The 13,030-nt window shown below is 42.3% G+C and carries 6 protein-coding genes; all 6 read right to left on the reverse strand.

What is annotated here, in order from left to right; translation table 11 throughout:
* Positions 1-104: 104 nt before the first annotated feature.
* A complete protein-coding gene (locus PYW37_RS06885; RefSeq protein WP_044009664.1) occupies positions 105-6,791 on the reverse strand; it encodes an LPXTG cell wall anchor domain-containing protein in 6,687 nt (2,228 codons plus the stop codon).
* Between the two features lie 147 nt (positions 6,792-6,938).
* Positions 6,939-7,313, reverse strand: coding sequence for a hypothetical protein (locus PYW37_RS06890; protein ID WP_025016804.1), 375 nt, complete (start codon positions 7,311-7,313; stop codon positions 6,939-6,941).
* 2 nt (positions 7,314-7,315) lie between these two features.
* Positions 7,316-7,762, reverse strand: a complete 447-nt coding sequence (locus tag PYW37_RS06895) for a hypothetical protein (protein WP_133278195.1) — start codon at positions 7,760-7,762, stop codon at positions 7,316-7,318.
* Positions 7,763-8,406: 644 nt separating this feature from the next.
* Positions 8,407-8,661, reverse strand: a complete 255-nt coding sequence (tnpB, locus tag PYW37_RS06900; protein WP_025016806.1) for an IS66 family insertion sequence element accessory protein TnpB — start codon at positions 8,659-8,661, stop codon at positions 8,407-8,409.
* Between the two features lie 356 nt (positions 8,662-9,017).
* Positions 9,018-11,351, reverse strand: coding sequence for a S8 family peptidase (locus PYW37_RS06905; RefSeq protein WP_025016808.1), 2,334 nt, complete (start codon positions 11,349-11,351; stop codon positions 9,018-9,020).
* Complete coding sequence (locus PYW37_RS06910; RefSeq protein ID WP_044009663.1) at positions 11,341-12,444, reverse strand: AAA family ATPase; 1,104 nt, start codon at positions 12,442-12,444, stop codon at positions 11,341-11,343. The genes PYW37_RS06905 and PYW37_RS06910 overlap by 11 nt, the downstream gene beginning before the upstream one ends.
* Positions 12,445-13,030: the final 586 nt, after the last annotated feature.

Raw genomic sequence — 13,030 nt, forward strand, 5'->3', positions numbered from 1 at the left:
AAAATTAGTCGCATAATCAAATTCTTCTTGGTTCGAAAAAGTCTTTGTGTTCTTTTCCCGATTGCCCTCGCGTTTGTGATAATTCACGATTAAAATTTCTCCTTTCATTTTTTCAATTTACGGCGGAGCTTGCGCTTCAAGCTAACCAGCGCTTTGCGTTTCAATACGGCTACACTTAGAAGAACAAGAGCACCCAAAGCGGCTAAGAGTCCGCCACCTTTATCGCCTGTTTTAGGTAAGACACTCGTGATGACTTGTAACGGAGTCTTTGGCGGCTGCGGGGATTGTGGACTTTGAGGTGTTTGCGGAACGCTTGTTTTTTCGACATGAACCGTTTCAGACGTGGCATTTTTATCCCGAAACTCAGCGACTTTGATGTCCTTTTTCGTTGTGTCGTCTTTCATGAATAAGTCTTCCATCGTGACTAAATCATGCCCAGAAAGCGAACTTGCATCTAGCTGGACAGGAATTTTAACGGTCATGACGGGTGCAGTTGCCACAAAAGTCACGCTACCTGTTGCTTTCACTTCTTGGTTGGTTGTCTTATCCCAGATAAAGCCTGGGACTTTAACCGTATAAGTTTGTCCAACAGTGAGCGGACGGTCTTTATCACTTGTCCAGTCGTCCACATAGGTCGCGTCTTTCACAGGTTTCAGGGTATTTTTCTCGACTTTTGTACTGCCGCTTGGCGTGACTACTTGATTTTGACGAGTTTCGGTCGCTTTCGTGACTTGATGACCTGATGTATCAAACACCGTTTCATTGGCCGTATTGACAATTTTCGTCCCATTTGGGGTGCTGTCTTTGACCGAGACGGGTAAGTCAATGAAATAGCGCTCGCCAAGCGGGATTTTAGTGGTGTCCACAATTTTAACGGTTTGACCGTTCGCATCTTTGATTTCCTTTGTGGCCTTGAAAGCAATGGTAATCGGGGTTTTGCCCTTCGTTTCTTTTCCTGCCGTCACGATGTAAAGGCTAGGAGAAAGGACTTGACCTTCACTATTTCGGATGGTGATTTGACCCAGTAAAAGGTTCAGATATTGCGTTGGCAAGTCATCTGTCATTTGAATTTCAGTTTCTTGGGCTGATTGGTTCAAATTGCGCACATCCAACATCAAAGGAAAGTCGTAAGTTTGGCCGAGCAGGACATTGCGATTATTGTTATTCATTTTGCGATTTTTTTCAAACTGATTCACCGCTGGATTTTTAGCGGTTGTTGCCACTTCTGCTTGATAGGTAGGTCCTGTTTCATCAGTTGTTAAATCCCAGTTCTGGTTGGTCAAGGCAAAATTTGAGATATTTTGACGGTCGTCTTGCAGTTCTTGCAAGTCCTCTAAGACACTGGTCAAGGACAACTTGCCATTTTTATCTGTCCCTGCGATGAGATTATCCTCTTTATGCGGTTGGAAATTAGGGAGTTGAACCATTTCCTTTTTATCGGTATGGCTGTCATTCACGACCACAGGCGTTGTGCTTGGCTTACCATTAACAACCAGATAGGCCGCTTCCGTCGTGACAATGGTATCGCCCATTTCAGAATTATCAAGCGTAAAGGTTACGGGGATTTTCCCGTCAAGCTTTCCATTATCGTCTGCGGTAAGTGTCGCTTCACCCGTTGCGGAAATGGCTTTGTTTTTCGTTACGTCCCACTCGCCTGCTTTTGCCAAGACTTGCGTGCCTGATACATAACTGCCGTTGGTGCTTTGGTAGTTATCTTCAATCGTGTTCTGACCCACTTGTACCGTTGCGGTACTCACTTGAGTTGCCCCGTCAGGAACTTTGCTTACCGTGCCTGTCTCGTTCTTATCTGTCGGGTTATCGGCTTTGGCGACAGGCTTGGTGCTTACTTTACCATTGATAACTAAAAAGGCGGATTCATAGGCAGTCAAATGGTGGTCTGCAAGAGCTACGTCAGAAATCGCCACGTTAACTGCGACCTCTCCTGAGATTTTCCCGTCCTCGTCCGCCGTTAAAATACTACTTCCTGTAGCAGGGAGCACTTTTTCCGTCGCCTGATCCATCATACCGTCCACATTAATTTGGACTTGTTGGTTAGGTTCATAGCCACTACCTGAAACTTTATCTTGAAGCACATTGTTTCCGAATTTAAGCACGTTATCTGAAAGCTGTGTGCTAAAAGTCGGCACTTTACCTACCGTGACGGTTTCCGTCGGGTTATTCTGATAATTTTTATCTTCTACCAAAACTTTGCCCGTTTCATCAAGCAATGTTTCTTCCACGGTAAACTTAGCATTTAGGGCGTCTTCATCATCAAATGGTGGGAGAGCGAGCGTCGTATTCAGATTGCCTTGATTATCTGGTGACACGGTTTCACTTTTTTGAATCACATTTCCTGCACCATCTTTGACGGGATTTCCAGAGTGATCTACCAAGACCCCTGTCAACGTTTTAGCACTTGCGACATTTGTCGCAGTAACATTATCGCCAATCGTGACTTGACCCAGCCCAAGCGTTGCTTTATTTGTCGCTTCATCAAAAGCATTTGTGGTAAGCGTTGGTGGCACAATCGGATTATCCTTAATCTGTCCGAGATTGAATTTACCAAGGAGGTTATTATCATCTAAGAGCAACAGTCCGTCTTTGGTCGGGTCATAAGACACAGGAATGTCCTGATCCGTTAAGACATGGTGGGTGGTTTCGTCTGTGACTTTGAACTCATAGTCATCAGGCGCACCGTTGGTCGTTCCGTCAGGTAAAATGTCCACTTCCATGTCATGGGCTTTGGTTTCGCCGTCAGGCACTGTTGTTTCACTGGCGATATATTTTCCTGCTTGGACATGGTCGTACTCTACCATGCCTGTTTCTAACGCTCCTTGGGGGTCTGTGAAGTTATGCGAGGTTTGCGTCGCGCCCAGATAGAGCTGGCTGACTTTCGTGACAGGAGTCGCAAGGCCTGTATCGGGCGAAATCATGGTATCTCGTCCAATCAGATTGGTCTGCTCACTATTATTAAATTTTCCAAGGGTATTCATGGCATTTGCGGCGGTCGTTGTGCCTGAGACGGGTGTGAGCGTCCAGCCTGAGCCTTTAAGACCCGTTGCCCCATTATCGCCTGCGACTTTATCAAACATGAAGTCAAAATCAACCACGCGATCTGCAATCGTCCCTTTGAGGTTGTCGCTATCTTCGTAGTTATTGGTGGTGCTATCCACCTTAGAATCTTTGGAGAAGTTCCAGACGTGGGCGTTGGTGTTTCGGGTGTAGCCATAAGGCGCTTGGAGTTCAATCCCGTAGTAGGTCAGGTTTTGCGACAAGTCCAGATTCTGAACCTCGCCAAAGTTACCTTTGGAATCAGACACTAAGACGACCTTTCCGTCTGCGTCCTTGGCATAAGTTCCCCCATTTGAGAGCACCACGGGAGCACTTTCGCCTGTCTTGGGATTAACCCCTGCACTTTGCGCGACAGGCACCAGCGTTCCTGAATAAGTTACGCCCTCAATCATGGTCGTCCCACTCGTGGACGTTTCAGCGTATAGGCCAAGTGTAGCACCTTGTAAGAGCGCTGCGCCTTGGGTCGTACTTGACTTGGTATCGGCGTCAATCTTGGTTAAGGCAAGCTCCCCCATGGGTTTATCGGTTGTTGTGGCACTTGCTTCAAAGTTTGTGTCGTCTGAACTGTAGGTGTCAGGCTTAATCGTCTCCTCCACTTTGACGTTACTCTTTGCGTGGCCATCGGCAGGGTTTACTTCCACAAAATGGAGGTTTCCTGAAACCTTGGTGCCATCAATGTTTTGGAGGTCAATTTTGCCGTCACTTGTTGCCTCAACCTCCAAGAGCTGCTGGTCATTTTTAACCAGTGTGCCTGTCGTTACGTAAATATTAGCGGCTGTTCCTGTTTTGGGGTCCAGTCCCTCGTCAAGCGTCAGCGGTGTGCCTTTTTCATCAACGGCTTCATAAGTGGCTTTTCCAAGCACCGTATCAAAGGCAGGATTGGTGGAATTTTTATCTAAATGAAGCGCCAGCATGGGTTTATCTGAAATTGTGCCGCTCGTTGCATGATTATCTTCCAGATTGTTATTTGCGGCATCAATGGCATTACTGCTTTCAAAGTGTTCCGAAAGGCCGTCAGGGTTATTCGCAAAGCCTTTCGGTGTTTTCGTTTCAAACCAGTATAAATCATCGCTATTTGGCAGGGCAAGGTGGGATACTTTTCCAGCCACCCCGTCTTGATTCGTCACAAGCACAATATTTCCGTTGGCGTTAGGCGCATAATGGGCGTCCACAGACAAGACCACCGCCGCACTTTTACCCGTATTGGGGTCAATGCCTTGGCTTTGTTTGACGGGGACAAAGGTGCCGACTTTAGAAACTCCGTTAATAACGGTAGTTCCTGAATCAGATGTTTTCACATACAAGCTTAGCTCAGCGCCAGACAAATCAGGTTTGCCATTCGTGCCTTGGAAGGTCGTGTCCGCGTCAATCTTTGCAATACCCGTTTCAACCATTGGGCTATCCTGAATAAGGGTGTCTGCCGTTTCTAGGTTGTGGGACGTGGCATCAACTGAATCGCTTGCTTCAAAACTGAAGGTTCCTTTTTCATCAGGGACGCTCAGTGCTTCGCCTTTCGGGGCTTTCACTTCCACATAGCGATAGGTGTCGTAATTGCCCTTATCGTCTGCAATGGGGAGATTGGTGAGGCCATATTTCCCGTCAGCGCCTACCTCCAGTTGCAAGTTTCCATCACTACCAGTCGTTAACGTACCGCTGCTTGCCTTAATTGGGTCATTGGAATCAATCGCGTCAGACGCTTTGAGGCGTTTGCCTGTGGCGACATTTTCCACTTCTAAGACCGCGCCTGCTTGGGAGAAGCCTGTCGGGTTAGAGTTCCCACTTTGTGTTTTTTGCCCTTTGTTTTCCCCCATGGCAAGCATTTTAATGGACACGTTAATTGCGCCGCTTTGTGGGGTACCTGCTTTAAAGAGTCCCACGGGGGCGAGCCGTGTTTGAAGGCCAGCTCCTTCTGAGTTATTGGCTTTATCTGCAATATAAAAAGGCGCGGTGCCTAGTGAAGTGCCTGCCGTGCCTTGGGTTTCAATCTTGGGAAAAGTTACTGTCCCATTCGTTGGTTTTAAGGCTTTGACCCAGAGTTTGCCATTGTCTCCCACGTAGAGCTCTGCGTTCCCGTCCGAGCTTTTAAGGGGAAGTTTTTCAGACAGGCTTGACGCGTCAGGGGCTTTAATTCCTGTGTCCGCACTTCCCATGCCGATAATCATCAGGTCGTTACTCGTCGCACTTGGTCCTGCCGTACCTTGCGCATTCTTTTGGTCGCTTGTCATTTGAGCTGTGATCTTTGACCAGTTATCGCCAATCCAAGTCCCTGCCCATGTGCTTTGCGCCATGATTTGACCGTCTGTCATTTGAGCAAAAGAGCCATAAGTACCGTGAGCGGCATTTAATGCCTGCTCCACAACCGCAACATTAGCCGTCAGGTTTTGAGCAGTTCCTGCGTCCACCCCTTGACTATTTCCTGCAAGAGCCACCTCTGTTGCGGCATAAAGCAAGTCCATTAAATCATTCAAGCTCGTCGGATCAGACGGGAGGAGATTGGCGATATTGCCAGCATTGGCACCGCCCGTTAGCCCATTGTTTCCGTTATTGACGGTGTTTAAGACATAACTGGATGATTCTGTCGCGCCACCGTCCGCAATATCAATACAGTAGGACGGATAATAGCGCCCATTGGGAGCTAAGACCCAGCCACCACCGTCGCCACTAGGGTCATTGATGAAATAATCCGTCGCTTGATTACTGGTGGCGGTGAAATTCCCATCGCTCCCAATCACCCAACCACTCCCAGAGGCACTAAAGTTCGTACTATCCGCGTGGGCTACTAAGCCACCCAAGAAATCAGAAAGTAGGCCTTCGTTTGGTGTGCTTTCTTTAGCTGTCAATCCTTGTTTAAGCGAGGTACGCATGGCCTCATCTAGGGTCTTCGCTTTCAAGATTTGAGTGAGGAGGTCTTGCGTGGAAGCTTTGCCCTGCATACTTTTCGCTTTTAAGAAGATTGTGGCATCGCCACTTGCGTCCACGAAAGGTGCTTGACTGAACTTTTTGAGTCCTGCCGCATTGAAAATTTTTCCTCTTTCAGCAAGCGGGATAAATTTAACCAGTTCTCCCGAATAAATTTGTTGGAGGTTTTCAACCGCAGACGAGCTCGAAGTGGTCTCTCCTTTTTTGACCGTGACGTGAATGGTCGCATCTAACGGCGCATTCCCACTTTCAAAGAGTTCCTGCATCTCTGGTGACCAATTCTCCCAGTTGGCTTCTTGTTTGAGTTTTGTGACATAGGCGCTAAAAGCCTGACCTTTTTGTAGGGTCGCAAGCTCTTGTGCGCTCATTGCCCATTTAGTCAAGGTGTCAATTCCTAGAGAGTGAGCTTGACTGTCCAAGCGGTTCGCTTCTGCTTGTCCCGCTTTTGAACTAAAGGCCTGACCTTCAGCCTTCATGGCTTGTTGGGTGTTTTCCGTAATCCCTTTAGCCGTCGTGGCTTTTGGGGTGAGTGTGAGCGCGCCACCTTTAATTTTCCCACCCTTAGTGAGCTTTCGTGTGGCCGCCAAAGCTTTCTCATCACTCGCTGCCTTGACATAAGCGGTCTTTTGGGCAAGGGTAGCGAGACTCTCGGCCGCCTGTGCCATGGAAGGCTCTGCGGATGGCTTGGGCTTTGTTTGGGTGCTTGCTTGGAGGCTGAGCACGCCTCCTAAGGTCATGAGTGCTAGGGCACTCCCTGCAATCAACCACGGTGCATGGTTTTTGCGTTTTGTGTGTGACATAAAAAATCCTTTCTTTAAAAAGTAAGCATGAAAAAACGGCCAAGTCGAAACTTGACCGTTAGCGTCTGGTTTAACGTCGCCTCGGACGTGTGCCTTGAGGGACACAAAAAGCGGGGTTGTTAACCTCGCTTCTTCTATCTCTCAATTTTAGGAGTTGTGCTGTTTGTTAAAGTTTGAAATCATGGCTTGATAACGTTTGACTTCAGCATGGTCTGCCTTTTCTAAGATGAGGCGGAAGTATTCCTGCCGTTCTTCTGGGGTGGACTGGGTACGAATGAAACTTCGTAAGGAATTGTAGTTTTTTAGACGATTGAATTCGGCAGAGTGCTTAGGTGGTTTTTCGGACGGGGTATTAAGTGCCTCGTCTAAGTCTGGGTAACTCTTACGATAATAGGTCAAGTGTCCCAATTTCAGGTCTAACTTTTGTGCGATTTTTTCAAGCGACTGTCCTTGTTTGCGAAGCGCTCGAATGTCTTCTAGTTTTGGCTCAACCACCGTATGGTATTGATTGGGTCTGGCCATGACTATTTCTCCTGCGAGCGGATAAAACCTCGCATGAGAGACGCCGCCGCTTCTTCTGTCAAATCCCCCACCACGATTTCACGTCCTGTTTTTTCTCCTACGATGTCAGCTTCAATGAGCGCGTCATAAGCGTCTGGCTTAAAGAGTGTTTCATCCAGTGCTAACATTGGACTTCCATAAGCGGCACGTTGGGCGATGGCTTTGCCATTCATTTTTATGGCCGCTACATCGTCCCAGAGGTCGCGCATAAAACCTACAAGGTCGTAGTGACTTTTTGGGACTGCGACACCTTGATCCATGAGCCAAAAGGTCTCACTCCCTGCCGCAAGTGTCGGGATTTTAGGAGCTATTTTAGTGTTTCCCGATAAAACATCATAGAGCGGAAAGGTAAAGGTAGCTTGAGTATTGTTTTGAATGACTCGCAGTGCGTCGAGCGTTGTAATAATCATTTTTTGATGTCCTTTCATTTTTCATTAGGCAGGCTTGGTGCCAAGGTGACTGATTCCCATTCCAAGGTGTTTGAGAATGAACCAGAGGACTTTAAAGATTCCTTTGACAAGACCAACTGCCAGTTTGAGGGCTAAGAAAATGAGGCGGAAGAGAATGGCAAAGAGGGTATAGACGAGGGCGGATTCCATTAGCGCGACTCCTTTCGATTTTTACTTTTGATCTATTATACATCTTTTAGTTTTCTACGTCAAGAGTTATGAGTTAAAATTTCATCTGAATAAGGGGATGTTAAAAAGTCTTCTCCACCAATTTTTCGATTGGCTTAGAGAAGACTTTTTCCGTTGTTTAAACACTAGGGGCTTGTCTCAAAAAATTCTGCGCTGTTCAATACGCCGTTTTGTGAATTTTTTTGTGAATTTTTGAGTTGCGTTCAAATTTTGAGCTCTTTTATGCCCATGGTTGAGCGATTTGTAAATTTTTCTCTTTCTTTATATCAAAAAAACACCAAAAGTCCAGTGTTCATAGGCTTTCACGGTGCTTTTTATTTAATGAATTTGACCAGGTAGACTGCCCTCGATTTTACGTTTTTGCTCAATGGAAAGTCCCTCCAAAAGCCAACGCATTTGTTGGGAACTAGGTAATTTTACTTTGTCTTGATGCTTGGGACATTGAGTCTTCCATTTTCAAAGCGTTTATAGAGCAGGAGAAAGCCGTCGCCCTCCCAATAGAGTGCCTTAAAGCGGTCTTTGCGATTGCCACAAAAGAGAAAGAGGCCATCCTCATAGGGATTGAGGTCAAACTGCTCCAGAATCACTGTGGCGAGGCCATCAATGCCTTTTCTTAAGCCTGTCTTCCCACAAACCAAGTAGAGGTGTTCAGCGCTTGTCCAATCAAACATGGAGCACCTCCCTGAGAATGACTTTGAGGACGTTCTCGTTACAGTCAGGGTAAAATTCAATTTTCAAGTTCTTGCGTTCAATCTTACAAATGGGGAAGTACTGACTGGACGGTGCTGGTGCTTTGGGAGGTGCCGGTGACTCCAATGTGATGGGGACAATTTCATTAAGTGATGACATAAAAACTCCTCCGTTTCCTTGCCTTTAGTTTAGCATGGGACGGAGGAGTTGGGGAGATACCTGTTTATTACTCGTTTATGATCTTGTCAAATCTGACAAAGCCTCTGCTTGAAAATAAACATGTACTTCAAATAAAGTAGATTTGTTCAGGACAATATTTACACCATTTGCTATGCTGTCAATCAATATCATGTTCAACCTGAATATTTGCTCCGACTTGCACCTCATTATAAACAAAATTATTCTCTTCTAAGCTTTGGACTATACCTGTATAGACATCAACATCTTCTTCTGGATCTGTAATACTGATTAGCAAACAATACTCCATAGCTAACCCTTTTTCAAGTCCATCGTATTTATCTTGAACAAAATTTCTATATTGTCCCTCTAAGAATAAATACCATTTCTTGTCTTCCGTGATGTACTTTTCGTTTGTTGGAGACAATTCTTTCAAATCATAAGTATATTTTTTAACTGGATAGTACTTGTCTCCATATTTAATTTGTAGTCTCTCCGTACCAAATTGAGTATTTTGGTTAATTTTCTTTTTTGAATAAATACTATTCAAAAATATATTCTTTGATCCTTCGCGTTTATAAGGATTAAAAACAGCAAATCTACCTTCAACAGGGACAATATTGTCATACGTACCTAATTTGAATTGTAAATTAGATTGACAATACTCCGATCCAAGCTCACCTTCAAGATACGGGTTATAAACCAATGTCGCAGTTAAACGTCCTTTAAATTTCCCATTTTCTACCATTGTTTTAGGAAACGGAAAATTAAGTATATCAATATTCTTTCCTTTTTCGAGTTCTCCTTTAAGTAATAAGGTTGAAGAACCTAAACTTGAAAAGACAATATTGGAGACTGGCTTAGGTTTCCCAAAACCCAACTTTTCTATTTTATCTTCCTCAGAAATGAGTAAGTTGTTACTATAAGAAGCTGAATGGATCAATAATGCTTTAATTAATAAAGGATTAAAGTCTTCCATTTCTAAATAATCTGCAATCTCAGCTGCTATTTTTGCTACTTTTGGTGTTGAAAAGCTAGTTCCAACCTGATAAATTTCTTCTTCATTTGCACCGAATCCCATCTCGCCAATTGTTGCAAAATCCACATACTGAGTTGGATTCTTTTTCGTTGCAAATACATCTCCGCCATAAAAAGACAAATCAGGTTTAATGATTGAGGCAGGACCTCTCCCTCGTCTCGAATAAGGCGCAGGATATTCAGCTTTTGTAAAACCAAAATTGTCTGAAGCTCTATTCATCGCCCCCACAGTCACACCATGAATTGTTTCTGCTCCTATGCTCAATTTTCCAGCTTGCCCACCACGATAAAAAGAATCATCGTTCCCAGCCGATTTGAAAAACAGCACATTATTCTCTGCTTGAATTCTATCTAATTCAATCGAAAAATCCGAGAATCTATTTTCGGAAATCTCTCCACTAAGACTCACAGATAAGTTCCAGATATCAATTTCTGGGTTTTGCTGGACTGCCCTTTCAATATTCCCCACAAGTTCCACTTCAGTAATCGCTTTTTTAGGAACTATTGGTACTTCAATAATTATGCATCCAACACTCTCAGAATCAGAATAATTATTTAACCTATCACCATGAATCAACAAAGTGGAAATATAAGTTCCATGTGTTGTATCTAAATTGTTCTCTTCATATTGACAACCATTTCCCCGAGTAACCCATCCTTTTGTATATTTATTTTGTGTAACTCCTGAATCCATCAAGCCTATTAATGGGTATCTTTTGGTTGGATCAAATTCAAGAAGTGGTACATCAGGCATTCCTTTTATAGACTGAAATCGAAAGGGAGGTGTTTCCTCCATTGGCTCTAATGATTTGATTGGCAACTGTTTTATAAAAGTCAATTTATCTAAATTATCTTCTCTGATTTCAATAACAGGTTTATTTCCATATCTTAAAGCAGAAAAATCTATTTTATGTTCAGTTAGCCGTTTCTCTATCAAGCAATATGCGCCTTTATTTTCATTTTCTATCAAATAATCTATAAGTGAGACCTTATAAATAGCTGATTTCCCAGAAGTATTGAAAATAGGCTCAAAAGATTGAATTTGTTGGATTGCCGAAATCGAAACATCGTTTCTTTCGGGATCAGACAACTTTTCTTTGATTATTCGAAAATCATCTGCATTTTTGATTTTCAGAGTCATAGTGAATTCTGAAGACATGCCAACTTGTCTAACGCCACCGCTCCCAGAAAACAAATCAAGGATTTTCTTTTGATGACTTTTTGCCTTGGCTTTTTCAATAAACTCAATATCTATCAACTTGGAAAAACCATACTTTTCATTGTCATCCCATGATACGTTTAATCCATCTATTTCAGAACTTAAACGTTCAGCTCGCATAGCTAACTCTTGTTCTTTTAGCGTCCAACTTGGCTTATCTGTATTTCCACCCCCTGGTGTTTTCCCAGAATCAAACTCCCTAGGATTGAAATTCAATATTGGATTTTTATCTACCATTTTTTCTCTCCTCTAAGATATTACGCACTTGCCGAATTGAAATATTTAATACTTCTCCAACTTCTCGCTGTGGCACTTTATAAGCAATTAAAAATTCTACTGCCTTTTCAATACTTCCTTCATCAGAAAATTTTTTTAAAAAAATCTCATATATAATTTGGCCATAGTTCATTTGTTCACTATTGTTCAGAATTGATTTCTTTGCTCCTGAATAAATGACACTCTTTATATCGGCTGGAGAAAATTTTTCCATTGCATTGCTTAATACTTTTATCTTTTTTGAATCATTTTGGTAATTGTTTTCCATTAAAGCTGAAAATTCAAGAATCAATTCCCTACGCAATTTTTCATTTGGTAAATCTAATTTTAGAACTTTCGTAAATCGTCTCCAAACTGCTTCGTCTAACAATTGAGCATGATTAGTTGCTGCAATTAAAATACTATCTTCACTAAAATTATCAATATTTTGTAACAAACTATTCACTACACGTTTTAATTCTCCTAATTCATTTTTATCATCTCGAATCTTAGCAAGGACATCAAATTCATCTAGAAATAGAATACACGGTTCTTTTGAGGCATAATCAAAAATTTTCCTGATATTTTTTGCCGTACTCCCTAGAAATGAAGACACTAATCCATCTAATCTAGCAGTCACTAATGGGAGTCCTGTTTGTAGGCTAACATATTTTGCCAAGGAGGTTTTTCCAGTACCAGGTGGGCCATATACAAGAAGATGGTTACTTGTTTCAATTCCCTTTGACATCAAATTATCTCTCTTTGTATAACTTAATATGAAATCTGCAATTTCATTTTCAATAATTTCATTGAAAATAAGTACCTCATTATTTTCTGTTGGAAGAGAAATATCAACCATTTCCATCTTTGTTTCTTTATCAAATGGTCTTGCAATCATACTATCCAGTGTGGCTAAATTTGTATCTTTTTCTTGAATAATCTTTCTTATTTTCTCAGCAATTTTATTTTCTCCATTTTCAGAATACAAATCTGCCAGCTTCTTTGCGTAGTTGAGAGATTTTTGACGGTCATTCGTGACACTTCCCTCAATTATCTTTAAAATTTCTGTATGCACACTATCACCTCCGTATATAAATATATCATATTTAGGAACAATAATCCAGTTTTCGTGAACAAAAACCATTATTTCGATAACAGGAACTAGATTTACGTAAAAAAATATATTTTGTTTTATTCTTTATTTCTAATAAAAAATAGTAGAAATATCCGCCATTCCTAATAGCATTTAATTTAACTAAAGAGCGCGATATGAAAAGGTCCTTTCCTGCGTTCAAATTTTGATATATTTTGTGCCCATGGTTGAGCTATTTGTTGCCTTTTTAGCTTTTTTGATCGTCCAAAAATGGGGGCAAATTTGGGGGCAAAAAATGAATTTTATGGCTTATTATTGCTCAAATCAAATAAATTTACGCAGAGTCTTGAAAATTATTTTATAAGATGTATATATTATAAAGAAACATAAAAGCCCTTGATATACAAGGGCTTAAGGCTAGTTTTTTTCTAAATTTTATCTATTTTCATAAACTATTTTTAAAGGAATCAGAAGTTATGTTATTCAACCATTGTATCACCATATTAATACTCCTCAAATCAACTGTAATCTCTACAGCTTTTACATATTTATAATTTCACATTCAGAT

Origin of the sequence: Lactococcus lactis (assembly GCF_029023865.1) — a bacterium.
GTDB classification, from domain to species: domain Bacteria; phylum Bacillota; class Bacilli; order Lactobacillales; family Streptococcaceae; genus Lactococcus; species Lactococcus lactis.

Bases quoted from the DNA above. Each gene is read 5' to 3' on its own strand.
- PYW37_RS06895 (WP_133278195.1), bottom strand. From the start codon at position 7,762: ATGATTATTACAACGCTCGACGCACTGCGAGTCATTCAAAACAATACT.
- PYW37_RS06905 (WP_025016808.1), bottom strand. From the start codon at position 11,351: ATGGTAGATAAAAATCCAATATTGAATTTCAATCCTAGGGAGTTTGAT.
- PYW37_RS06885 (WP_044009664.1), bottom strand. From the start codon at position 6,791: ATGTCACACACAAAACGCAAAAACCATGCACCGTGGTTGATTGCAGGG.
- PYW37_RS06890 (WP_025016804.1), bottom strand. From the start codon at position 7,313: ATGGCCAGACCCAATCAATACCATACGGTGGTTGAGCCAAAACTAGAA.
- tnpB (WP_025016806.1), bottom strand. From the start codon at position 8,661: ATGTTTGATTGGACAAGCGCTGAACACCTCTACTTGGTTTGTGGGAAG.